The following is a 22,705-nucleotide window of genomic DNA, read 5'->3' on the forward strand; positions in this document are numbered from 1 at the left end:
TGGCGAGTCCCGCGCGGGCCTCGCCACCACGGGTCGGTCAGCGTTCCGTGCGGTCGGCAGCGTGCCTGCCGTCCGTGTCGGGAGTCGGTACCTGGAGCCCGCCCTCCCCGCGAGCGGTGTCTCCCGCGGTCACGAGCGAGTAGTCGGGCTTCGGGTCCAGCCGGAGTCCGAACGTGAGGATCGCGTAGAGCGCGGCGCCGAGCGCCAGGGCGATGACGATGCCGAGCCCGCTCGACCCGAACACGCCGGTGCGGCCCTTCTCGGTGAGGAGGAATCCCGTGATCTTCCCGAAGTTCGGGTCGGAGCTCGTCACGAGGCCGAGACCGACGACGGTTCCGGTGATCAGACTCACGATCGCCGTCCAGCGCCCGTCGCGGCCGCCGTAGCCACGCGGGTTCGCCATATCGGTGTTCCAGCCCATGCGGCGCTGCCGGATGAAGTCGACGAGCTGGATGCCGCCCATGGTGCCCATCATCACTGCGATGAGCGACAGGAACGACTGGAACGTGGCGAGGAACGAGGTGGAGACGAACAGCAGATAGAAGGCGCCCGCCGCGATGATGATCGCGTTGATCCCGGTCGTCACGGAGCGGCGCAGCGGTACGCCGACCGCCATGAGCGCGAGGCCGGAGCTGTACATACCGGTGATGGCGGCCGAAACGAGCGAGATGACGATCACGATGGAGAACGGGACGAAGAACCACATCGGCAGGAGCGTGGTGAGCGCCCCGATCGGGTCGGACGCCGCGGCGGCCCCGAGCTTCGAATCCCCGCCGACGAGCAGCGCGCCGACGGCGAGGAGGATGACGACCGGCAGGCTGAGCCCGGCGACCGTCCAGCCGATCACGCCGCGCGCCGGGGTGTCACGCGGGAGGTAACGGGCGAAGTCGCCGCCGTAGTTGAGGAAGCCGAGGCCGACGAGGGTCATCGCCATGATGATGCCGCCGGTGAACACCAGCGGTCCGCCCGCAGGGGTGTCACCGAGGTGTGCCCACTCGATCTCGGGCACCATGAATCCGAGGAACGCGACCGTCATGATGCCGGTCACCCACGAGATCCAGACCTCGACCTTCATGATGAGCTCGTGGCCGAGGACGGAGACCGCCATCGTCACGGCGAGCACGAGCACGAACCACAGCACGATCGTGGACGTGGCGCTCGACCCGTCCATGTCGGCGAACACCGAGGGCCACAGTTTCGCGAACAGGTTCGCACCGGTGGTCGAGGCAAGGGTGATGATCGTCACCTTCCAGCCCATATTGGACAGGTAGGCGAAGAACGCGGGGATTCTGTTCCCCTTCATGCCGAACGCGAAGCGCGTCTGGGCGAGGGTCGGCAGTCCCGTGCGGGGCCCGCCGACCGCGAGGATCCCGACGAGGGTGGCCGAGGTGAGGTAGCCGGCGGTCCCGGCGACGATCGTCTGCCAGACGTTCAGGCCGAGGCCGAAGACGAAGATGCCGTAACTGATGCCGAGGATCGAGATGTTCCAGGCGAACCACACGGCGAACAGGCCGCGCGGCTTCCCGCGCCGTTCGGCATCCGGAACGGGATTGACGCCGTTCGATTCGACGGTCGTGCCTCTACGACCTTGCTGAGCCTCATTGCTCATGGAAGGGCGCCTTTCGACGTATGGCGAGGTGGGGAGGGGCGGGTGGTGGGGTTGGGGGAAGTCGTGGGTTCTGCGTTCGAGGAGCGTGTCGACCGCGTCCGGGGTCGACACGGCTCCGCGTGCGGCGTGTGCGGTGACGGCCACCGCGGTCGCGGTGGACCCGTATACGGCGGTGAGGCGGACCGCTAAGCGGTGGGGTGGACCGCTAATCCGCCGGTGAGAGGGGCGGCGGGCGCGTCGGTGAACGCGTCGTCGGCGCCGGGAGCGGCCGGGGCCGAGGCGAGGGCGAGCAGAAGACCGGCGAGGGACTGGTGCGCCCCCTTGCCTCCGCCCGCCTCCGAGTGCCCGGTGGTGCGCATCCGCTCAGCACCGTCCGGCAGGCGCGGCAGTGTGCGGCCGAGGCAGAGGTTCACCGATCCGGCGACAAGCACTCGCCCGCTGCCCCCAGAGCCTGCGGCGGGCCGTCATGCCGTACTCTCCCCGTCGGGAAAACCATTTCCGAACCTAAGCACGCCGGCCCCCGCCGCGTCAACGGGTCGCCGAAACCGCCCTGATAGCATCGACGGGCAGGAGCCAGGGGAGTTCAGGATGGGCGCGCGCATCGGCTTGAAGGACGTGGCATCGCGCGCGGGGGTGTCGGTGCCGACGGCGAGTCGTGTGCTGTCCGGTGTTGAGCGCAATGTCGATCCGGAGCTGGCGCTGCGGGTGCGGAACGCATGCGAGGAACTGGGCTACAGGGTGAACGCGGCGGCGCGGGCGCTGCGGATTCAGTCGACGGATTCGTTGGCGCTTGTCGTTCCCGCGATCGCGAACGCGTACTTCGCGGAGCTGGTGTCGGCGTATTCGCGCCGCCTGGATCTTCAGGGCAAGCGGCTGGTGACGATCGACACGGGCGAGAGCCCGGAGACCGAGCGGCGTCAGCTCGGCGCCATGGATCGGGTGCTGGTGGACGCGGTGCTCGTGGTGCCCGCGGCATTCGAGCGGAGCGGCGCGGCGATCACGGAGCTCGCGCGGTCCAACCGGGTCGTGCAGGTCGATCGCCGTGCGCGAGACGTCGAAGCGCCGTCGGTACGGCTCGACAACGCGGCGGGGGTCCGCCTGCTCGCGGATCATCTGCGGGCGCGGGGCCGCCGCGGCATCCTGATGGTCGACGCCCAGGAGGACTCCTCGTCGAGCATCGAGCGCACAACCGCGTTCCGCGCGCTCGCCGGGCCGGACGACCGGGTTCTGGAAATGCCGAACTTCACCGTGGCGAGCGGTATCGAGGCGGCCAGGCTCCTGCTCGCGAATCCCGGCGCCACAGACGCGATCATCTGCACCGCCGACACTGTCGCGCTCGGCCTGCTGACGGCGCTCCAGCACGCCGGTAAACGGGTGCCCGCCGAGTACGCGATCACGAGTTTCGACGGTACCTACATCTCCGACACCGCCGCGCCGGGGCTCACCACCCTGGGCTCGACCGCCGAGCGCATGGTCGAGGCATCCCTGGCCCTCCTCGATGGCGGCAGCGGTGATGTCGTCCTGAAACCCGAGCTCGTGGTCCGCGGTTCCAGCGGCTGACCGCGAACGGGTCGCCGGCCCGGCGATCACCGCGGCGCGTCCACTCCGCCGTTGAGGAAGAGCGTCGCCAGGGCCACGCCCCGATCTACGAGAAGGCCCATTCGCCTGCCCGGCTGACGGAAAATCCGCGTACCACGGGGGCCGAGGCGGCGTGGTACGCGTATGCGAACGTTTCCACCGCAGGTCAGGGGTGTGACGGTGATGGCCCGCCCCGCCGTCGCCGGAGAAGATCCGTGTTAACTCCGGGACCACCCCTTGCCAAGCGGAGATAGTACGTGTTCGGATTATCTCCATCGGCCGGACAACGCAACCGGTCCGAGTCCGCTGTTCGCCATGGGCGGCGAGGGGCCCTGTGCCCTGCCCGCTCTTCGCCATTCCCCTCGACCGCCGCCCTCGAAGCCTGGCCGCGGCATGCCCGCCGCCACCACAAGGCCGCGGTCTGTACCCCAAGCGACCTGGGAGGAAAACGTGTTCGATCTCTCTTCCGCCGATCTGCTCGACGCCTTCACCCGCGAGTTGCGACTGTGCAAGGTCCGCGAGGGCGAGCACGTGGTCGTACTGTCGGAGCCCGGCAGCCGGGGCGACTACGTGGCGGCGGCCTTCGGCGCGGCCAAAGCATGTGGTGCACACGTCATCGCGGCAACCGTTCCCGGGGGCAGCCCCGCGCCGATGCCCAGCACACACACCGGCGCGGGCCCCGGACTGCTGTCCGTCCTCAACGACAGCGCCGCCCAGGACCTGCTGAAATCCGCGGACCTGGTCGTCGATCTGACCCGCGAGGGCTTCATCCACGCGCCGGTCCAGCAGGAGATCCGGCGGGCCGGCACCCGCATCATCTTCATCTGCGACGCGCCCGACGTGCTCATTCGCAATCTGCCCAAGGAAAACGACAAGGCGGAGGTGCAGGAGGGCGTCGACCTGCTGGAGAGGTCGTCCGTCATGCGGGTCACCTCGGCCGCGGGCACCGACCTGACCGTGCAGCTCGCGGGCGCCAAGCCGGAGTTCCAGTGCGGCTTCGCCGACGATCCGGGCCGCTGGGACCACTGGCCGAGCACCATGGTGCTGTGCTGGCCGGAGATCTCAGGCGGGCAGATCGTGCTGGATGAGGGCGACATCCTGCTGCCCTTCAAGGAGTACGTCAGCAGCCCCGTCACGCTTCAGGTATCCGACGGCCATATCGAGAAGGTCTCCGGCGGAGCCCAGGCCCGGATGCTGTCGACGTTCTTCGACGACGCACAGGACCGTTGGGCACGCAGCCTGTCCCACATGGGCTGGGGGCTGATGCGTACGGCCGACTGGTTCGCCACGGCGATGTACGGCAAGGACGAGCTGATGGGCATGGACGCCCGGGCGTTCGCGGGGAACTTCCTGTGGTCGACCGGTCCCCACCCGGTCCTGGGCCGCGAGTCGTACGCCCACCTCGACATCGCCATGCGGGGCTGCACCGTCTCCGTGGACGGCACCGAGGTCGTCACCGCCGGGACGCTCACCGACCGCTGAGCGCCTTGGGGGCGAGCCGCCGTACCGCCGCGCCGCACACAAGACCATGACGCGCCCGCACATTGGAGGAAGAGTGGCGTCCAGTCAGTCATTCGAAGTCACCGTCGTCGGGGGAGGACTCGGCGGTCTGACCGCCGCTCTGGCGCTGCGCCACCGCGGCCTGCGGGTCACCGTCCTGGAACAGGCCGCCGAACTCGGCGAGGTCGGCGCGGGCATCCAGACCGCACCCAACGCCAGCCGCGTCCTGATGGGTCTCGGGCTGCGCCGGCAGATGGAGGCCATCCGCACGGAACCGCTCGACCAGGTGCGGCGCCGGTGGACGGACGGCCGGATCGTCGGCCTGACCTCGCTCGGACAGCGCTGCAAGGACGAGTTCAACGCCCCGTACTGGCACTACCACCGGGCCGATCTGCACCGCATGCTGCTGGACGCCTGTGCGGACCCCGCGGGCCCCGGGCCCGCCGTGGTGGTCCACACCTCCAGCAAGGTCGTCGAAATGGACCGCACCGATCCCGTGCGGCCCGTGGCGGTCACCGAGGACGGACGGCGCCACGGTGCCGATGTGATCATCGGCGCCGACGGCGTCCGATCCCGGGTGCGCGACCTCATGGGCGCCCCCGACACGCTGCTGTTCTCCGGCGAGATGGCCTACCGGGCCCTGATCCCCGGTGACCTCATCGCGGCCGACCCGGCCACCCGCTGGCTCGTGGACCGCTATCAGAGCACCATCTGGTACGGGCCCGACCGGCACCTCGTCCACTACATGATCCGGGGCGGCGACTACCTGAACGTCGTGGCGTGTGTCCCCTGCACGGACGCGGTCCGCGAGAACTGGACGCTTCCCGCCACCGCGCAGGACCTCGTCGAGGCGTTCCCCGGCTGGGACGACCGGGTCCCTGCGATGCTGTCCAAGGCGAAGGAGGACGTCCTGGCCTTCGCCCTCTACTACCGGCGCCGCGACCCCGTATGGCTTGACGGCCGCGTCGCCCTCCTGGGCGACGCCTGCCACGCGATGCTCCCCTATCAGGCACAGGGCGCCTCGCAGGCCATGGAGGACGCGGCCGTACTCGCCGAGGAACTGGGTGCTGTCACCGCCTCCGGCATAGAAGGGGCGCTGCGCCGCTACGTCGACCGGCGTGCCAAGCACGCCGGGATGGTCCAGGACGCGTCGCTCGCGAACAAGACCTTCTACCACCTGGCCGACGGCCCGGAGCAGCGGGCCAGGGACGAGAAGCTCACGAACTTCGACGGCGAGTCGGACGTGTCGTACGACTGGCTGTGGAGCGGAACCCCGCTCAACGACCCGGATCTGGGGCGTTCTCCTACCAGTTCGCCCGCTGAGCCCACCGCCAGTGGCGGGAGCCCCCGCGCACTGACGACCCGCACGCCCGAGCTGTGCGTACCACACCGGCAATGGCGCGGCATGCACCCGATACGCGACCACCGTGGAGCGAACATGAAAACCGGTGATCAGATCGTTCAGGAACTTCCGTGGAGATGGGGCGTCCAGGGCCGCATTTTCATCATCGGAGGTCTCGGCTACCTCTTCGACGCCTACGACATCGCCCTGAACGGTTTCCTCATGCCGCTCCTGGGTTCGCACTTCGACCTCTCGCTCGGCGGGCGCGGGCTCGTGGCGACCGCCAACCTCGTCGGCATGGCCGTGGGGGCCATCGCCTGGGGCGCGGTCGCGGACCGCATCGGACGCACGAAGGCGTTCAGCGTCACACTGCTGATCTTCGCCCTGTTCTCGGTGCTGGGCGCCCTCGCGCCCACCTACCCACTCTTCCTGGCCCTGCGTTTCCTCGCGGGTGTGGGGCTCGGCGGCTGCATCCCCGTCGACTACGCCCTGGTCGGTGAGTTCTCGCCACGGGCGTACCGCGGCCGGGTGCTCACCGCGCTCGACCTGTGGTGGCCGGTGGGTGTGACGCTGTGCGGTCTCGTCTCGACGGTGATGGTCCCCCTCGACGGCAACTGGCGCTGGATGCTGGCGACCATGGTGCTGCCCGCGCTCCTGCTGTTCTGGGTGCGCCGGGGCATCCCCGAGTCACCGGTCTACCTGACGAAGAAGGGACGCGAGGCCGAGGCCAGGGCCGTCATCGACGACCTCGTCGCCCGTACCGGCGCGCCGGTCGAGCCGTACGTCATCCCGGAGCCCGTCGCCGGGACCGGCCGACGCGGTGTGGGCGCCGCCGTGGAGCAGCTGCGCGACATCTGGGCGCACAGCCCGCGCGTCACCTCCGTGGCCTGGTCGCTGTTCGCCACCGTGATGCTCGTGTACTACGCGGCCCTCAGCTGGATGCCCTCCATCCTCAAGGAGGAGGGCCTGGGGGACACCGCCAGCTTCATGAACACCACCGTGATGAGCGGCGTCGGCATCCTCGGTGTCCTCGTCTCCACCGCCCTGGTGGACGTGGTCGGCCGCAAGTGGCTCATCGGGGTCTCGGCTCCGGTCGCCGCCCTCGCGCTGGTGGTGTTCGCGCTGGTGATGAGGGCGCCGACCGGGTCCGTCGTGGCGATCGGCGTGTTCGGCTTCGTGATGCAGCTCGCCATCCCCGCCATGTACGCCTACGTCTCCGAGCTGTACCCCACGCCTCTGCGGGCCAGCGGCTTCGGCTGGGCCTCCTCGGTCAGCCGGGCGCTCACCGGGTTCGCGCCGCTGCTGTTCGGGTCGGTGATGTGGCCGGCGCTCGGGCTCGCCGTGACGTTCGCCGTGCTCGGACTCGCGGTGCTGGTCGCCGTCGTGTGGATGGCCATCGCGGCGCCGGAGACAAAGGGCCGGGCCCTGGACGGGGACACCGCGGACGTCCGGGCTCAGGAACCTCGCGCGGTCCGCGAACAGACGGTGGTCTAGGCCGCCGGGACACCCACGGAACCGCACACGAGGCGACCCCACGCAAGGGAGGACAGGAAACCCATGAAGCCCGCGCCCTTTCAGTACCACCGGGCCCGTGACGTAGCCGGCGCCGTCCGGCTGCTGGCCGAGCTGGGTGAGGACGCCAAGGCCATCGCAGGCGGACAGAGCCTGGTCGCAATGATGAACTTCCGGTTGGCCCGTCCGCACCACCTCGTCGACATCGGCGGCCTCCGGGAGCTCGACCGCATGCACCGGGATGCCGCCGGGGCGCTGCGGATCGGGGCGCTCACCACCCACCACACCGTGGAGAGGGACCCGGCGGGCACACTCGCGCAGGGCTTTGAGGTGATGCGCCGGGCCATGGCCTGGATCGGGCATCTGCCGATCCGTACCCGCGGCACGGTCGGGGGCAGCATGGCACACGCGGACGCCACCGCCGAATGGTGTCTGCTCGCGGTGCTCCTGGACGCCGAGTTCGTCGTACGCGGCCCCCTGGGCGAACGCTCGATCGCGGCCGGGGACTTCTTCCTCGGCTACTACACGACCGCCCTCGCCCCGGACGAACTCCTGGTGGAGATCGTCTTCCCACGGACGGCGCCGCACGCGGCGCTCACCGAGTTCGCCGAGCGACGTGGCGACTTCGCGATCGTGGCGGCGGCCGTGGACCTCGACGTCGTGGACGGCGCCGTACGCGGCGGCCGGGTGGCACTCGGTGGGGTGGCGGCGGCGGCCATCCGCGTTCCGGAGGCGGAGGCGGTGCTGACGGGCGGCGGTTCCTTCGACGCCTGCGCGTCCGCCGCGGCGGCGGCCGCCGACCCCGCGGGCGACGCGTCCTGCGGCTCGCACTACCGCAAGGAACTGGTCCGGACCCTGGTCCGGCGCGCCTGTGAGGAGGCGATGTCCCGATGACACGTCAGGAAAGCGGGCGGCCACTGGTGGGCCGGTCGATCCCGCGCCGGGAGGACCGGCGGCTGGTGTCCGGGCGCGGCCGGTTCGTGGACGACATCGCCCTGCCCGGCATGCTCCACGCGCAGTTCGTGCGCAGCACGGTCGCGCACGGCGAGATCATGTCCATGGACCTGTCGGCGGTACGCCGCGTCCCGGGCGTCGTGGCGGCGTTCACCGCGGACGACCTGGCCATCGCGGACATCACCGCTCAGTTGGGACGTCCCCGGTCGCAGTTCGTGCCGACCGCCATGCCGGTCCTCGCCCGCGACAAGGTCCGCTACGTCGGGGAGCCCCTCGCGATCGTCGTGGGCCTCGACGCCTACGCCGTGGAGGACGGCCTGGAGGCGGCGCATGTGGAGTACGCCCCGCTGCCACCTGTCCTCGGCGAGGAGACGGCGCTCGCCGACGACGCGGTGCTCGTCCACGGCGAGGCCGCCCGCAACACCCTCGTGGACGTCTCGCTCTTCGCGACCGACGGGATCGACGCCATCTTCGACGCGGCGCACCGCGTCGTCGAGGTGGACGTCACGACCGGCCGGCAGAACGCGCTGCCGCTGGAGACCCGCGGCGCCGTGGCGCACTGGGACGACCGCGAGGAGCAACTTCTCCTCCAGACCTGCACCCAGGTCCCGCACCAGGTGAGAACGGTCGCCTCGCGCTGCCTGCGCCTCGACGAGCGAGCCGTGCGGGTCGTGGTCCCCGACATGGGCGGCGGCTTCGGCCAGAAGTGCGTGGTCGGACGCGAGGAGATCGCGGCCGCCGCGGCCGCGCTGAGACTCGGGCGGCCGGTGAAATGGATCGAGGACCGCAAGGACGCCCTGTCCGCGTCCTTTCTCGCCCGCGAGCAGCACTACCGGGCGCGCGCCGCCTTCGACGCCGACGGCCGGATCCTTGCTCTCGACGCGGACGTGGTGTGCGACATGGGCGCCTACTCCTGCTATCCGTTCACCGCGGGCATCGAGCCGCTGATGGCGTCCGCCGAGATGCCCGGGGTGTACAAGGTGCCCGCCTACCGGGTCCGCGGCCGGGCCATCACCACCAACAAGGCGCCGACCGCACCGTACCGGGGTGTGAGCCGCCCGCAGTACGTGATGGTCGTCGAGCGGCTCTTCGAGCGCGCCGCCCGCGAACTCGGCCTGGACCCGGTGGAGATCCGCCGCCGCAATGTCATCACCGACTTCCCCTACACGGGCGTCAACGACATCACCTACGACCCCGGCTCGTACCTGGAGTCCCTGAACCTGTGCGAGCGGGTCATCAGGGACGAGGGCTGGTACGACACGCGGACCGCGGCGGCGGCCGAAGGACGGCACGTCGGTATCGGCTACGCCTGCTTCAGCGAGCGCACCGGATACGGCTCCTCGGCCTTCGCGCAGCGCAAGATGCAGGTGGTGCCGGGATTCGACATCTCCGAAGTACGGATGGACACCAGCGGCGCGGTGACGGTCACCACCGGCACGATGAGCCATGGGCAGAGCCACGAGACGACCATGGCGCAGATCGTCGCCGACGCACTCGGCCTCGACATCGCCCGGGTCAGGCTCCACCAGGGGGACACCGACCGTGTCACCTACGGCTGGGGCACCTTCGCGAGCCGGTCCATCACCGTCGGCGGCAGTGCGGTGCGCCTGGCCGCCGAGCGACTCGGCGACAAGCTGCGCGCCATCGCCGCCGCCCTGTGGGACACCGAGCCGGAGCAGGTGGAGCTGGCGGGCGGCCATGTGCGCCGCCGAGGCGGCGACGGTGCCCATGACGTGCTCACCCACCAGGAGATCGCCGACGTCGCCTACCTCCGGGCGGACCTGCTGCCCAAGGACATCGAACCGGGGCTGACCGCGACCGCCACCTTCGACGTCTTCAACGACGGCACGTTCTCCAACGCCACCCACGGTGTGGTCGTCGAGCTCCACCAGGGCACCGGGCAGGTGGAGATCCTGCGATACGTGTGCGTCGAGGACTGCGGCGTCGCGATCCACCCGCAGGTCGTGGAGGGACAGTGCCGGGGCGGGATCGCGCAGGGCATCGCCGGTGCCCTGTACGAGGAGGTGACCTACGACGCGGTCGGCGAGCCGTCGGCGACGAGCTTCATGGACTACAAGGTGCCCACGGCCCAAGAGATCCCCGAGGTGTCGATCCACCACCTGGAAACCCCTTGCGCGTTCACCGCCACGGGAGCGAAGGGCGCCGGAGAGGGCGGCACCATCGGGGCGCCCGCCGCCGTCCTCAATGCTGTCAACGACGCCCTGCGCCCCACCGGCACCGAACTCGACCACACGCCCATCACGCCACAGACCGTGCACCGCGCCCTGAACCCGGAGCCCTTTCCATGACCGATGACACTCTCATGACGCCGCGGGAGCCACAGCTCATCGCGTTGCATGTCAACGGCGAGCAGCACGAGGTGATCACCGAAGCCCGCCGCACCCTCGTCGATGTGCTCCGCCACGAGCTGCGCCTGACCGGAACCCACGTCGGGTGCGAGCACGGCAGCTGCGGTGCCTGCACCGTACTCGTCGACGACCGGCCCGTACGTGGCTGCCTGATGTTCGCGGCGCAGGCCGAAGGCGCCCGCATCCGTACGGTGGAATCCCTCGCCGACGGCAACGGGCTGAGCGACCTCCAGCGGGCGTTCAGCGAGCACCACGCCTTGCAGTGCGGTTTCTGCACACCGGGGTTCCTCATGCTCGCCGAGGGCTTCCTCGCCGAGCGGCCCGAGGCGACCAAGGAGGAGATCCGGGAGGTCGTCGCCGCCAACATGTGCCGGTGCACCGGCTACCAGACCATCGTCGAGGCGATCGACGCCTGTGCCACGGCCCGCCGCCGGGCCTGCGCACGGGCGTGCCCCAGCAAGGAGGACTGACCTGTGCAGCTGACCAACTCCATTCCGGTCAAAGCCTCACCCGATGACGTCTTCGCCTTGATGAACGACGTCGAACGGGTCGCCTCGTGCATGCCGGGCGCCGCGCTCGAAGGGCAGGACGGGGACACCTGGAAGGGCAGCGTAAAGGTCAAAGTGGGGCCGATCACGGCCTCGTACGCCGGCACGGTCCGCTTCCTGGAGGTCGACTCCGAGCACCGGCGGCTGCGCGTCCACGCCCGCGGCGCCGACACGCACGGAAGCGGCGACGCGGAGGCCGAAGTCGTCCTCGATGTGCTGGGCGCACCCGAGGGCGCGCTGCTCCAGCTCGCCACGGATCTGGTGATCCGGGGCAAGATCGCTCAGTTCGGCAAGGGGGCGATCGGCGCCGTGTCGGAGCGGATCCTGCGGCAGTTCGCGCAGAACCTGGCCGGTCTGCTCGATCAGGACCATGCCGCCGGGCAACCCGGACCGCACTCCGCGGTGCCCGCCCCTTCAGCCACCGCTCCCGCCGCGCACGCCGCCCGCACGCCGGCCGCTCCCGCTCGGCAACCCGAACTCGACGGTGTGTCCATGGTGTTCGGTCCCGCCGCCGCCAAGTACGGGGTGCTCGCCGGGGCGTTCGCGCTCGGTCTCGTCCAGGGCTGGCTCGTCGGCCGGATGCGCGCCCAGTCACGCGAACTGCGCACCCTGCGGGGGTCGTTGTGAGCGAGGCGCCGTACGGACTGGACACGGGACGCACCTACGAACGGGCGGGCTTCGGCGCGCCGGTCCGGCGCGGCGACCGGCCGGCGATCGTCGTGGTCGATCTGACGCGCGGGTTCACCGAGGACCGGTTCCCGTCGGGGGCCGATCTGACCGAGGTGGTCGGTGCGACGTCCGCGCTGATCGAGTCAGGCCGTCCAGCCGGAGTGCCGGTCGTGTTCACGACCATTGCCTACACCTCGGCCGAGGCGACCGGAGACGCGGTGACCTGGCTGCACAAGGCGCGAGGCATGCGAGCCCTGGTCGAGGACAGTGAGGAAGTCACGATCGATCCACGGCTGCCGCGCGGGGCACGGGACCATGTGATCGCCAAGAAGGGCGCTTCCGCGTTCTTCGGCACGGCGCTGGCCTCCTTGCTGACCGGGCTCGGCCGCGACACCGTGCTCGTCTGCGGGGCGACGACCAGCGGCTGCGTGCGGGCCACCGCGGTCGACGCCGTGCAGTCCGGGCTCTCGGTGCTGGTGCCGCGTGAATGCGTCGGCGACCGCGCGCCGGGTCCTCATGAGGCCAACCTGTTCGACATCCAGGCCAAGTACGGCGACGTGATCGACCTCGAGGACGCCATCGCCTACCTCTCGGCGCTCCCCGTCGCAGCGCCATGACCTTGCCCCCCCGCACCACCCGCCGTTGGAGGCCGCATGACCCCGCACCCGTCCCCGGCTGCCCGCAGCCTGCCGCAGAGCGCGCTCGCCGATCTCGCCGATGTGCCCGCCACGAGCCGCTGGGTGTGCTCGGGCGCCACTCGCCTGCACGTCCTCGACTACGGCGGCCCTGGTGTCCCGCTCCTCGTCATGCCGGGCATCACCAGTCCCGCGATCACGATGGACTTCGTCGTGCGTGAGCTGACCGACCTTGTACGTCCGGTGGTCGTCGACGTCCGTGGGCGCGGGCTGTCCGACGACGGCGGCGGCTATGGGCTGGAGGAGTACGCCGAGGACACGGAGGCTGTCATCATGCGGCTCGGGCTCGACCGGCCGGTGCTGTTCGGGCATTCCATGGGCGCGCGCATCGCCGCGGTCACCGCGGCGCGGAACAAGGTCCCGCTCCGGGGCACGGTTCTGGGCGACCCGCCCATGAGCGGCCCGGGGCGCGGACCCTACCCGACACCCGTGGACGCCTTCCTGGACCAGCTGGCGCAGGCCGTACGCGGCACCACCGCCGCGGAAGTGGCCAGGGCGTGGCCCCGGTGGCCGCACCGGGAGCTGGAGTTGAGGGCCCGGTGGCTGGCCAGTTGTGGCGAGGAGGCCATCAAGGCCACCCACCGCGGTTTCGAGAGCGAGGACTTCTTCGACTGGTGGCCCTCCGTCCCCGGCCCCACGGTGCTGCTGTACGGCGCGGACAGCCCCGTGGTCACCGAGGCGGGCGCGGCAGAGGCGGCCCGGAAGAACCCCACGGCCTCACTGAGCCGGATACCGGACGCCGGCCACATGCTGTTCTGGGACAATCCTCCCGCCGCCCTCGCGAGCCTGCGAGAAGCACTGCGCCCGATGCTCGCCTGACCGGTGGCTCCTCGATTCCCAGCCCGCTCCATCCCCGCGCGGGGGCGATGACGTGGCGTGCTTAAGTAGGCCCCATGGCTGACGAAACCGCACCCTCGACGTCCGCGCGGCCCCGGCCACCCGCCGCGCTGACGACCGCGCCCGGGTACCAGGTCCGGCGCCTGTACCAGGCATACCTCGCCGTCTGGATCAGGGCGGTCGACCCGCTCCTGACCGGGCCGCAGTTCGCGGTGCTCCAGGTCGTGGACGCGAGCCCGGGGCACGACCAGCGATCGCTGGCGTCAGCGGTCGCCCTCGATACGTCGACCATGACGGACGTCGCCCGCCGACTGGAGAAGCGCGGCCTGATCGTGCGCAGAACGGCCGCCGACGACGGCCGGCGCAAACTGCTCTATCTGACCGAGGAAGGCAAACACACCCTCGACGACGCGAACCGCCGCGCCCGCCTGCTCGACGAACAGCTCCTGGAGCCGTACGGACCACAGCAGCGCGACGACATCACGCATCTGCTCGCATCCCTCGCCGACCACTGGGAGCAACTGACTCAGGACGGGTGAACCGCCGTGGCACGGCAGGCCACGGGAACGGGCCCGCGGGTCGTCGGCGAGTCCCGTACACCGGACAACCGGAGGATTCCGTGACCGATCACCACGTCGGCCTGATCGTGCCCAGCTCGAACCTCACCATGGAAAAGGAGTTGCCCCGGATCCTGCGGCTGCGCGAGTCGGCAGTCCCCGAGGACCGGTTCGTGTTCCACAGCAGCCGGATGCGCATGCAGCAGGTGACCCCCGAGCAGCTGCGCGCCATGAACGCGCAGACCGAGCGTGCCGCGCTGGAACTCGCCGACGCACGGCCGGACGTCGTCGCCACAGCCTGTCTCGTCGCGATCATGGCCCAGGGCACGGGGTACCACTGCACGGCGGAGGACGAGATCACCACTGTGCTGCGAGCGCACGGCGCCCAGGCACCCGTGGTGTCCAGCGCAGGTGCCCTTCTCGACGGCATCAAGGCACTCGGGGCCAAGCGGGTCGCGATCATCACGCCCTATATGAAGCCGCTCACGGGGCTGGTCGCGAACTACATCGAGGACGCGGACATCGAGGTCGTGGACGCGCTGAGCCTGGAGGTACCGGACAATCTCGCCGTCGCCCGGCTGGACCCGGCGGATCTGCTCGACCACTGGCGGCGCCTGGACCTGTCACGTGCCGACGCCCTCGTACTGTCGGCGTGCGTCCAGATGCCGTCACTGCCGTCGATCCAACCGGTCGAGGACGCGGTCGGCCTGCCCGTCCTGTCCGCGGCCACCGCCACGGCGTACCGCATCCTCGTCGAACTCGGCCTGCCCCCGCATGTGCCGGGCACCGGCAGTCTCCTCGGCGGCCGCCTTCCCGTCCCCGCCCGGAGTGCTCCGGAATAGCTTCGCCTGAGCTGGTCCTACCGTCAAAGCGTGGGCCTGGGCAGGGAGGCCGGGCGTGCCCGGCCCGTGTCCGGCCCCGACTGCCACGCACGCCGCCACGGGAGGCAACGGCTGTCAGGGCGGGACCCGAGCCCCGGCCCTGCGACTGCGGGCCCTGGCGGACCACTCTGTTCGGGGTGGCCCGTCCGACTTGCACCTGACGCCGACGTGAGGTTTTAGCGTAGTGGGTGTCGGCGCTCGCCGAACCTTCACCCATTGATTTCACGAACGGCCGGTTCAGGCCGCGTGGAAAGGCAGAACGTCATGCGCGCAGTCCGTTATCACGAGTACGGCGGTGTGGAGACCCTTGTGGTCGAACAGGCGCCGGACCCGCATCCCGGGCCCGGCGAGATCCGCGTCCGTGTCGCGGCGGCCGGCGTCAATCCCGTCGACTGGAAGGTGCGTTCCGGTGCGGTGCACGAGGTGCTCCCCGTGGACCTGCCCGCGATTCCCGGGCGTGATGCCGTCGGCGTGGTCGATGAGATCGGTGAGGGCGTGCAGGGGGTGAGCATCGGCGACCGCGTCTTCGGGCTGGGCGGCGTCACCGGCGCGACAGCGGAGCTGGCCGTGCTCTCGGCCTGGGCCCCCGCGCCCACCACATGGACCGACGAGGAGGCCGCCGGCGCCGGTCTGGCATCCGTTACCGCGATGGGCGGGCTGAAGGCGCTCGGTCCCCTGCGGGGGCGCACCCTTCTCGTCGAGGGGGCCGCCGGAGGCGTGGGCAGTGCCGCGGTCGAGATCGCGGTGGCTCAGGGCGCCACCGTGATCGGGACGGCCAGCGAGCGCAACCACGAGTTCCTCGCCTCTCTCGGAGCCGTTCCGACCACTTACGGCACCGGCCTCGCGGAGCGCCTCGTCACGCTGGCTCCGGACGGTGTCGACATCGCGCTCGACACTGCGGCCTCCGGGTCCCTCGCCGATCTCATCGCGATCGTGGGCGACCCTGCTCGTGTGTCGACGATCGCCGACTACACCAACGCGCATCGACTGGGTGTGCATCTGGGCAACGCGGAGAACGACTCCACGCTCCTCGCCGCAGCAGGCGAACTCGGTCGGCAAGGCCGCTACACACCGCGCATCGAGCGGACCTACCCGCTCGAACGGATCGCGGAAGCGCACGCATACGCCGAGCGCGGACACACGCGAGGGAAGATCGTGGTCCGCATCTGAGCTTGTCCCACCGTTCGGGGCTTCCCGCGGCTTCGGCCGCGGGAAGCCTGGCATGATCGCGACGTGACCAGTGAGCCTGTGCAGCCCGGCCCCGCCAAGTACGTCCTGTTCGATGTCGACGGTAAGTTGATCGACGCCGTGGTTCGGAGCTGCTGAACACCCTGCCGGCGGCCTCGTGGGCGCTGGTGACGTCGAACTACGAGCACCGGGTCCGCGGGCGATTTGCCCGGACGAGCCTGCCACTCCCGCGCGTCATCGTCGACGCCGCCGCAGTGCAGGAGGGCAAACCGTTGCCCGTGCCCTACCTGTTGGCCGCCGAGCAGCTCCCCACCGAAGCCGATACGCGTACCACCTAAAACTGCAGCATAAGAGATGTAAACGCCCTCTGACACTCCGGGCGACGAGACTCGGCGTGGGCGGTGGCGAGGATCGAGGCCGGCGGGCCGGCCTTCCGTGCGGGCTTGGGTCGCTTTGCGTCGAGGTAGTCCCGCGGTACGTGCGATCGCGATGGGGGGCGCGGCTTGCTCATCGTCTTGGTTTCGATCAGGCGGATGCGTTCGCGGGTGACGCCTGTGCCTTGCCGACTTCCTCGGTGGGCGGCCGCCGGTGAGGCCGTAACGCGGGGAGATGATGCCGGCCTCGTGCGGGGTCATCTCGGTGTCCAACGGTCACCCGGCCCTTGCCGACCAGAGCCGCACCATCCGCACCCCGGTCCACGCCGCTTTGCCCTACGTGGAGGAAACAGTTCCTGGCGCGTCGTGAGGTGGTTTGGTGGCGTTCCAGGCGGCTTCGATCATGTGGAAGATCTCGTCTACGGCGGCTTGCGGGTCGGCGGTTTCGCGGGCCAGTGAGAAGGCGTCGATCGCGAACCTCGCGATCGCGCGGCAGGCGGTTGTGGTCTGTGACAGGTCGGGGTCGGCGGCGATGGCTGTTGCCAGTGACTCGGCGTGGCGCAGCCTCATCGATTCCTCGTACTCCCGCAGGGCGGGTGATGCGTCGATCATGTGCCAGATGGGGGCGGCGCTGTCCGCCATGCAATGTCGCACCATGGCCTGGATCTCGCGGCGCAGTGCGGGGATGACGGGCTCATGCGGCGCCCGGCCGGTGACGGCCAGTGTGAGGCGTTGTTCGAAGTTTTCGTCCTGCTCGAATACCAGGGCCTCTTTCGAGGCGAAGTGGGAGAAGAGCGTGGTGACGGCGACGTCGGCCTCGGCGGCCACGTCGCGGATGCCCACCGCGTCGTATCCGTGTTCCAGGAAGAGCCGCAGGGCGGTGTCGGCGATCTTCTGTCGGGTCGCGGCCTTCTTGCGCTCACGGCGTCCGGTCGGCACGGTCATGCCCTGACACTATCAGATACGAACCCGTAACCGTTTTTAAAAGCTAACCGTTAGTGCTACGGTCGGCGGCATGAAGAAAGTGAGCTTCGCCGAGTTCGGCGGTCCGGATGTTCTGCAACTCGTGGATGCCGAGGAGCCCCATGCGGGCCCCGGCCAGGTACGTATCGCTGTGCGGGCGGCGGGTGTGAATCCCGTCGACTGGAGGATCCGGGAGGGCCAGGTCCTGGGGGCCCATCCGGTCGAGTTGCCCTCCGGGGTCGGGCTGGATGCCTCCGGGGTGGTGGACGAGGTCGGTGACGGGGTCGAAGGGGTCGAGGTCGGTGACCATGTGTTCGGCGAAGGGTCGAGCACGTATGCCGAGTTCGCCGTGCTGTCGGCCTGGGCGCGGATGCCCGAGGGGCTGACATTCGAGGAGGCGGCCGGGTACCCCTCCGTGGTGGAGACCGCGCTGCGCATCATCCGCGAGGTCGGTGTGCAGCCCGGGCAGAGGCTGCTGGTCAGCGGTGCGTCCGGGGGAGTGGGATCGGCGGTGCTGCAGATCGCGCGCGAGCGCGGCATCGCGGTGATCGGTACGGCCGGGGCGGCGAACCAGGACTATCTGCGGAGCCTGGGTGCCGTTGCCACGACGTACGGCGAGGGCTGGGTCGAGCGGGTGCGCCGGCTCGGCCATGTCGACGCGGCACTGGATCTGGCCGGCTCGGGCGTGATCCGTGAGCTGGTCGAGCTGACCGGGGATCCGGGGAAGGTGGTCTCCATCGCGGATCTCGGTGCGCCGGAGTTCGGTGTCCGGTTCTCCGGCGTGGCCGGGAGTGTGCCGGAGGCGCTGGCCGAGGCGGCCGGTCTCATCTCGCGGGGGAAGCTCCACATCCCGGTTGAGAAGTCGTACGCGCTCGTCGAGGCCGCTGCGGCGCACATCGACAGCCAGGCCGGTCACACGCGCGGGCGCCGCGTCGTGGTCATCTGATCCCTCTCCTGCGCGGTCGCGGAGCCCGGCGGGCTGAATTGCTCGACGGTGGAGTACGTCGGCAGCCGGCCCGCGACACCAGCCCCGGCCGTACAAACCGCCACGCGGTCTCCGGGCCGGGGCCCGCCCGTCGGGCCCCGGTCAGGCGACCGGTGTGGGGGAGAGCTCGCCGCTTTCGTCGGTGTTCCAGGTGCCCCGGGTCAGTTCTGGCGGCCCCAGTCCAGGCGGTCGGCCAGCCCGGCGGCGCTGAAGGCGGCCGTCAGGTCGTCGCGGCCCTCGGTGAAGTGGGCCCAGCTGTCGTAGTGGACGGGGACGACGCGGCGGGCGCCGAGGATCGTGGCGGCCTCGGCGGCCTGGGCGCTGTCCAGGACGATCAGCTGGTTGTCGAAGAGGACGGCGAAGCGGGGAGCGCCGGCGAAGAGGAGAGCGGTGTCGACGGTGGGGAAGCGGCCGGCGATCTCGCGGACCGCATCGAGTGAGGCGTTGTCGCCGCTGACGTAGACGGTGGGCAGTCCCTGGCCGGTCAGGACGAAGCCGACGACCTGACCGGCGACCGGCTCGACCTCCTCGCGGGAGCCGGGGCCGTGGATGGCGGGGACACCGGTCACGGTGATCGTGCCGCCGCCGGGGCGGTCCAGTTCGATGGTCTCCCAGTCGGCCAATCCCCTGGCCTTGTCTCCGAGTTGCGCGCCCAGGCGTTCGCCGCCGCCGGGTGTGGTCAGAGTGAGGGGAACGTCGGCGAGCAGGTTCCGGCCGGAGGTGTCGAGGTTGTCGGGGTGCTCGTCGTGCGAGAGCAGTACCACGTCGATGTGGCCGAGGTCGGCTGGGGTGGTGGCGGAGGGAGCGGTCTTGGTCAGGAGCGGCCGCCCGGGTGGACCGTAGTCGCCGGGGCCGTCGAAGGTCGGGTCGGTCAGGAGCCGCAGGCCGCCGTACTCGAGGAGGGCGGTCGGGCCGCCGAAGACGCGGACAGGGAACCGGCTGGTCGTTGCGGGGAGAGAAGACACCAGACACCTCACGGATGGATGCATTTGAACCGTGAGGCGAACGTAGCACGCTTCTCACGGATACACGCAAGCCGTACCATGAGGAACATGGAAGAGCCCGTGATCGAACCCCCCGGCCTGCCGCCCGCGCAAGGCGAGGAAGAGCACCTCTCCCTCGCCCTCGCCAACAGCGCGATCGCGCTGCCCGGCGGGCACACCCTCGATCTCCTGGGCACCCCCGCGCAGGCCAACCAATGGCTGGCACAACGCGACCTCGCCCCGGCCGACGCCGGCATGCGCGAGATGTGCGCGACGCAGCTGCGCTCGCTGCGCGAGCAGATCAGGTCGCTGTTCGCCTCCCACACCGCGGGGCTTCCTGCCCTCCCCGCCGCCGTCACGGCCATCAACGACGCGATGACGCGTGTCCCCACCGCACCGCTGCTGCAGTGGGACGCCACAACCGGCCCCTACCGCACCACCCCCCACCCCACCACCGCCATCGTCGACCACGCGCTGGCCACCCTCGCCGCCGACGCCGCCGACCTCCTCACCTCCCCCGACACACAACGCCTCACCGCCTGCGGCTCCACCCCCTGCAACCGCTACCTCCTCCGCCACGGCCGCCGCCACTGGTGCTCCACCCGCTGCGGCGACCGGGCCCGTGCCGCCCGCGCCTACGCCCGCCGCACCAACCCCGCCTGACCTGCCGTTTGCCCGGGGAACTGCGGCCCGGGCCCGCCCGCAGGGGCGTCCGAAAGCCCACTCCCGCCGCTTCTGCCGAGCAGGCCGCGCCGCGTCCGGCGCGCGCCGCCCAGAGTGCGTCGACGTCGCGCCGCCCGGGTGCGCGAAAGCTGGCTCCGGCTGATACCGCGGCGGGCGGCACCGGCCCGTGGTTCGCGAACGGACCGCTCGTGGTCGTCGGCAACCTCCTTGCGCCTCTACTCGCGCACCTCCGTGGTCTGCGGGAGCTTCTCCGCCTCGTCGCAGAGCACCCCTCCTTGGCGGTGGGCTGGTCCGGGTACTCCTTGAGGGGGTCGGGCGCCTCTGCTCGCCATCGATCGGGGGTGATATGGCGTGAGGCCGCGCTCCGTCCGTGCCGTCGGGTATGGCGGTATGGGCGGTAGAGGATTTTCTCGCCGCCGTAGGCCGGACATGGACCGGGAGAGGGCGGATGGCGGATGAGGTGAGGGCCGGTGGCCGGGGGCCGGTGCGCGCCGGGATGTGGTGGGCGGGCCGGTGGAGGTGCGTGGCGGTTGGGCCGGGCTGCTCGCCGTGGTCCCGGTGCTGCTGCTGGTCGGGGGTGTGGTGCTGGACGTCTTCGGGCCGGTGCCGTATGCCGGGTTGCCTCTGCTGTCCGCGAGCCCGCTCGCGGCCTGCATGGTGCTGGCGTTCCGGGGTGCGGTGATCACCGCGGCCGTTGCCTGTGTGCTGACGGTGTGTGTGGACGTGCTGGTGAACCGCCCGCTGACGGCGCTGGTGGTGGATCTGTTGGACGTGGCGGTGATCAGTGTGATCGCGTTGTGGCTGAAGTGGGTGGTCCAGCGTCAGGGACAGCGTTTCGCGGCGGTGCGAGCTGTGGCCGAGGTGGCGCAGCGGGCGGTTCTGCCGCTGCCGCCGGCGCGGGTGGGGGCAGTGTCGGTGGCCACGCGGTATGAGTGTGCGGACGCGGAGGCGTTGGTCGGTGGGGATTTCTATGCGGTGCGCAGTACGCCGTTCGGGGTGCGGGCGCTGATCGGGGACGTACGGGGCAAGGGTTTGCCGGCCGTGTCCACCATGGCTGTGGCGACCAGTGCTTTCCGTGAGGCGGCGGAGCAGGCGGCGACGTTGCGGGAGCTCGCGGAGTACATGGAGCGGGCCCTGGTCCGGTTCGCGGCGGACGTCGGCGACCAGCCGGACGCACTGGAGCGGTTCGCCACCGCCGTACTGGTCGAGGTCAGTGAGGAGGAGGGGCGGGTGCGGTTGCACCACCGCGGTCATCCGCCGCCGTATCTGATCCGAGGGGGCCGGGTGATGTCGCTGGAGCCCTCGGTTCCGGGGCTCCCCCTGGGGCTGGGAATGCCGGAGGGTGTCGGCGTGTCCGGCTGTGACACCTTCCCCTTCCACCAGGGGGACTGCCTGCTGCTGGTGACCGACGGTGTCACCGAGTCGCGCGACCGGCACGGGGCCTTTTACGATCCCTGTACGAGGCTGGCCGGCCGGGATTTGCGCACAGCGTCGGAGGTGGTGGACACACTCGTTGCCGATGTCACCGGCTGGACCGGGGGCCGACGGCATGACGACATGGCGATCCTGGCCCTGGCCCTGGCGCCGGTTCGCTGACAAGCCGACGCTGTCGGAGATCTCGGTCGCGCGCCACGTTTGACGATCGTCACGCTGACTGGGCCAAGCCCCCGTAGTACTCGGGAATTTCCGGGTGGATACGGGCCGGCTGGCCGCCAGGTACGCGGTCAGGTGGTCGTATCCGGGGTGGCGACGTCGGCGGGGGCCTGCTCCATGACCTCTGGGTAGGCCTCTCGCTCGGCGCGCTCGGCCGGTGCCCGGTGTGGCGTGGGGTCAGGACTGTTCCAGGGCCCGTTCGATCGCGCGGCGGGCCCGGCCCGCGGCCGCCCGGTCGTGGTGGAGCTGCATGGCGGCGTTCAGCGCCAGTCCGGCGGCGAGGATCTCGAACAGCGCCTGGTCGATGTCGAACCCTGCGGGTAGTTCGCCGTTCTCCACCGCCGCGGTCAGGTCCGCCCGCAGCTGTTCCCGCCAGCGCGACCACACCTCGGCCACCGCGTCGCGGACCCGGCCGGGGCGGCCGTCGTACTCGCTGAGCGCCGCGGTCATCAGGCAGCCGCCCGGCAGCAGCGGCGCTTCCAGGTAGCCCACGGAGTTGGCGCACACCACGCGCAGCCGCCGCAGACCCGCAGGCTCGGCCAGTGCGGGCTCGACCACCCGGTGCCAGAAGTCCACGAACGCCTTGTCCAGCGTGGAGATCTGCAGCGTCTCCTTGGTGCCGAAGTGCTTGTGCACCCCGGACTTGCTCATCTCCAGCTCCTCGGCGAGCCGGCCGATGGTGATGCCGTCCAGCCCTTCCTCGGAGGCGATCTCGGCGGCACGGCCGAGGATCCGGCCCCTGGTGGCCTGCGCTTCCGCCGCTGAACGTCGTGGTGACATGCGACGAGGATAGCGTACGGTCGTCCGCTATAGATTTGGTGAAC

20 protein-coding genes and 3 pseudogenes are annotated in these 22,705 nt (G+C 70.6%); 17 read left to right on the forward strand and 6 right to left on the reverse strand.

Going from position 1 to position 22,705, the window contains the following annotated elements; all coding sequences use genetic code 11:
- Window positions 1–37 precede the first annotated feature (37 nt).
- On the reverse strand, window positions 38–1,609 hold the full coding sequence (locus BLV72_RS00415; protein WP_093459489.1) for a purine-cytosine permease family protein: 1,572 nt from the start codon (window positions 1,607–1,609) through the stop codon (window positions 38–40).
- A 185-nt stretch (window positions 1,610–1,794) separates the two neighbouring features.
- Entirely contained in the window at window positions 1,795–1,968 is a 174-nt protein-coding gene (locus tag BLV72_RS47630) for a hypothetical protein (protein WP_167746224.1), read from the reverse strand.
- 229 nt (window positions 1,969–2,197) lie between these two features.
- Between BLV72_RS47630 and BLV72_RS00425 the strand changes: the two genes are divergently transcribed.
- From BLV72_RS00425 to BLV72_RS00490, 14 genes and pseudogenes are all read left to right on the forward strand, one after another.
- Window positions 2,198–3,169 (forward strand): LacI family DNA-binding transcriptional regulator, encoded by a 972-nt coding sequence (locus BLV72_RS00425; protein ID WP_093459492.1) that lies wholly within the window; start codon window positions 2,198–2,200, stop codon window positions 3,167–3,169.
- A gap of 468 nt (window positions 3,170–3,637) precedes the next feature.
- Window positions 3,638–4,669, forward strand: a complete 1,032-nt coding sequence (locus BLV72_RS00430) for a 2,5-dihydroxypyridine 5,6-dioxygenase NicX family protein (RefSeq protein ID WP_093459494.1) — start codon at window positions 3,638–3,640, stop codon at window positions 4,667–4,669.
- 46 nt (window positions 4,670–4,715) lie between these two features.
- A pseudogene (locus BLV72_RS00435) lies at window positions 4,716–5,774 on the forward strand (FAD-dependent monooxygenase); the annotation flags it as partial.
- A gap of 351 nt (window positions 5,775–6,125) precedes the next feature.
- Window positions 6,126–7,523 carry an MFS transporter gene (locus BLV72_RS00440; RefSeq protein ID WP_093459495.1) on the forward strand — a complete coding sequence of 466 codons (1,398 nt, stop codon included), beginning with the start codon at window positions 6,126–6,128 and terminating at the stop codon, window positions 7,521–7,523.
- A 63-nt stretch (window positions 7,524–7,586) separates the two neighbouring features.
- Window positions 7,587–8,435, forward strand: coding sequence for an FAD binding domain-containing protein (locus BLV72_RS00445; RefSeq protein ID WP_093459497.1), 849 nt, complete (start codon window positions 7,587–7,589; stop codon window positions 8,433–8,435).
- Window positions 8,432–10,804, forward strand: a complete 2,373-nt coding sequence (locus BLV72_RS00450) for a xanthine dehydrogenase family protein molybdopterin-binding subunit (RefSeq protein WP_093459499.1) — start codon at window positions 8,432–8,434, stop codon at window positions 10,802–10,804. Before BLV72_RS00445 ends, BLV72_RS00450 begins: the two co-directional genes overlap by 4 nt.
- Window positions 10,801–11,334, forward strand: coding sequence for a (2Fe-2S)-binding protein (locus BLV72_RS00455; RefSeq protein WP_208905430.1), 534 nt, complete (start codon window positions 10,801–10,803; stop codon window positions 11,332–11,334). The genes BLV72_RS00450 and BLV72_RS00455 overlap by 4 nt, the downstream gene beginning before the upstream one ends.
- Before the next feature lie 3 nt (window positions 11,335–11,337).
- A complete protein-coding gene (locus BLV72_RS00460; protein ID WP_093459501.1) occupies window positions 11,338–12,039 on the forward strand; it encodes an SRPBCC family protein in 702 nt (233 codons plus the stop codon).
- The gene (locus BLV72_RS00465; RefSeq protein WP_093459503.1) at window positions 12,036–12,698 is read left to right on the forward strand and encodes an isochorismatase family protein; all 663 of its coding nucleotides are present in this window, start codon (window positions 12,036–12,038) and stop codon (window positions 12,696–12,698) included. The genes BLV72_RS00460 and BLV72_RS00465 overlap by 4 nt, the downstream gene beginning before the upstream one ends.
- Window positions 12,699–12,734: 36 nt before the next feature.
- Window positions 12,735–13,595, forward strand: coding sequence for an alpha/beta fold hydrolase (locus BLV72_RS00470; RefSeq protein WP_093459505.1), 861 nt, complete (start codon window positions 12,735–12,737; stop codon window positions 13,593–13,595).
- Between the two features lie 74 nt (window positions 13,596–13,669).
- The gene (locus BLV72_RS00475) at window positions 13,670–14,152 is read left to right on the forward strand and encodes a MarR family winged helix-turn-helix transcriptional regulator (protein ID WP_093459507.1); all 483 of its coding nucleotides are present in this window, start codon (window positions 13,670–13,672) and stop codon (window positions 14,150–14,152) included.
- Between the two features lie 80 nt (window positions 14,153–14,232).
- On the forward strand, window positions 14,233–15,012 hold the full coding sequence (locus BLV72_RS00480; RefSeq protein ID WP_093459509.1) for a maleate cis-trans isomerase family protein: 780 nt from the start codon (window positions 14,233–14,235) through the stop codon (window positions 15,010–15,012).
- Window positions 15,013–15,315: 303 nt separating this feature from the next.
- Entirely contained in the window at window positions 15,316–16,221 is a 906-nt protein-coding gene (locus BLV72_RS00485; protein WP_093459511.1) for an NADP-dependent oxidoreductase, read from the forward strand.
- A 143-nt stretch (window positions 16,222–16,364) separates the two neighbouring features.
- Window positions 16,365–16,547, forward strand: a pseudogene (locus BLV72_RS00490) (phosphatase); the annotation flags it as partial.
- Between the two features lie 149 nt (window positions 16,548–16,696).
- Here the strand turns inward: BLV72_RS00490 and BLV72_RS49165 are convergent.
- Together BLV72_RS49165 and BLV72_RS00500 are read right to left on the reverse strand one after the other, a co-directional pair.
- Window positions 16,697–16,886: pseudogene (locus BLV72_RS49165) on the reverse strand (RNA polymerase subunit sigma-70); the annotation flags it as partial.
- 63 nt (window positions 16,887–16,949) lie between these two features.
- A complete protein-coding gene (locus tag BLV72_RS00500; RefSeq protein WP_093459512.1) occupies window positions 16,950–17,558 on the reverse strand; it encodes a TetR/AcrR family transcriptional regulator in 609 nt (202 codons plus the stop codon).
- 70 nt (window positions 17,559–17,628) lie between these two features.
- Here BLV72_RS00500 and BLV72_RS00505 point away from each other — a divergent pair, with 70 nt between their 5' ends.
- On the forward strand, window positions 17,629–18,522 hold the full coding sequence (locus BLV72_RS00505; RefSeq protein ID WP_093459514.1) for an NADP-dependent oxidoreductase: 894 nt from the start codon (window positions 17,629–17,631) through the stop codon (window positions 18,520–18,522).
- A gap of 200 nt (window positions 18,523–18,722) precedes the next feature.
- Here BLV72_RS00505 and BLV72_RS00510 read toward each other — a convergent pair whose 3' ends face one another.
- Window positions 18,723–19,526 (reverse strand): MBL fold metallo-hydrolase, encoded by an 804-nt coding sequence (locus tag BLV72_RS00510; protein ID WP_093459516.1) that lies wholly within the window; start codon window positions 19,524–19,526, stop codon window positions 18,723–18,725.
- Between the two features lie 87 nt (window positions 19,527–19,613).
- Between BLV72_RS00510 and BLV72_RS00515 the strand changes: the two genes are divergently transcribed.
- The gene (locus BLV72_RS00515) at window positions 19,614–20,207 is read left to right on the forward strand and encodes a CGNR zinc finger domain-containing protein (RefSeq protein ID WP_093459518.1); all 594 of its coding nucleotides are present in this window, start codon (window positions 19,614–19,616) and stop codon (window positions 20,205–20,207) included.
- Between the two features lie 534 nt (window positions 20,208–20,741).
- Entirely contained in the window at window positions 20,742–21,824 is a 1,083-nt protein-coding gene (locus BLV72_RS00520) for a PP2C family protein-serine/threonine phosphatase (protein WP_244320528.1), read from the forward strand.
- Between the two features lie 234 nt (window positions 21,825–22,058).
- Here BLV72_RS00520 and BLV72_RS00525 read toward each other — a convergent pair whose 3' ends face one another.
- Window positions 22,059–22,661 (reverse strand): TetR/AcrR family transcriptional regulator, encoded by a 603-nt coding sequence (locus tag BLV72_RS00525; RefSeq protein ID WP_093459520.1) that lies wholly within the window; start codon window positions 22,659–22,661, stop codon window positions 22,059–22,061.
- Window positions 22,662–22,705 lie beyond the last annotated feature (44 nt).

The sequence above is a fragment of the Streptomyces melanosporofaciens genome (genome assembly GCF_900105695.1).
Classification (GTDB): domain Bacteria; phylum Actinomycetota; class Actinomycetes; order Streptomycetales; family Streptomycetaceae; genus Streptomyces; species Streptomyces antimycoticus.

Coding starts and splice junctions, on each gene's coding strand:
- BLV72_RS00485 (WP_093459511.1), top strand. CDS start 15,316: ATGCGCGCAGTCCGTTATCACGAGTACGGCGGTGTGGAGACCCTTGTG.
- BLV72_RS00470 (WP_093459505.1), top strand. CDS start 12,735: ATGACCCCGCACCCGTCCCCGGCTGCCCGCAGCCTGCCGCAGAGCGCG.
- BLV72_RS00440 (WP_093459495.1), top strand. CDS start 6,126: ATGAAAACCGGTGATCAGATCGTTCAGGAACTTCCGTGGAGATGGGGC.
- BLV72_RS00425 (WP_093459492.1), top strand. CDS start 2,198: ATGGGCGCGCGCATCGGCTTGAAGGACGTGGCATCGCGCGCGGGGGTG.
- BLV72_RS00525 (WP_093459520.1), bottom strand. CDS start 22,661: ATGTCACCACGACGTTCAGCGGCGGAAGCGCAGGCCACCAGGGGCCGG.
- BLV72_RS00415 (WP_093459489.1), bottom strand. CDS start 1,609: ATGAGCAATGAGGCTCAGCAAGGTCGTAGAGGCACGACCGTCGAATCG.
- BLV72_RS00445 (WP_093459497.1), top strand. CDS start 7,587: ATGAAGCCCGCGCCCTTTCAGTACCACCGGGCCCGTGACGTAGCCGGC.
- BLV72_RS00505 (WP_093459514.1), top strand. CDS start 17,629: ATGAAGAAAGTGAGCTTCGCCGAGTTCGGCGGTCCGGATGTTCTGCAA.
- BLV72_RS00475 (WP_093459507.1), top strand. CDS start 13,670: ATGGCTGACGAAACCGCACCCTCGACGTCCGCGCGGCCCCGGCCACCC.
- BLV72_RS00515 (WP_093459518.1), top strand. CDS start 19,614: ATGGAAGAGCCCGTGATCGAACCCCCCGGCCTGCCGCCCGCGCAAGGC.
- BLV72_RS00450 (WP_093459499.1), top strand. CDS start 8,432: ATGACACGTCAGGAAAGCGGGCGGCCACTGGTGGGCCGGTCGATCCCG.
- BLV72_RS47630 (WP_167746224.1), bottom strand. CDS start 1,968: ATGCGCACCACCGGGCACTCGGAGGCGGGCGGAGGCAAGGGGGCGCAC.
- BLV72_RS00455 (WP_208905430.1), top strand. CDS start 10,801: ATGACCGATGACACTCTCATGACGCCGCGGGAGCCACAGCTCATCGCG.
- BLV72_RS00500 (WP_093459512.1), bottom strand. CDS start 17,558: ATGACCGTGCCGACCGGACGCCGTGAGCGCAAGAAGGCCGCGACCCGA.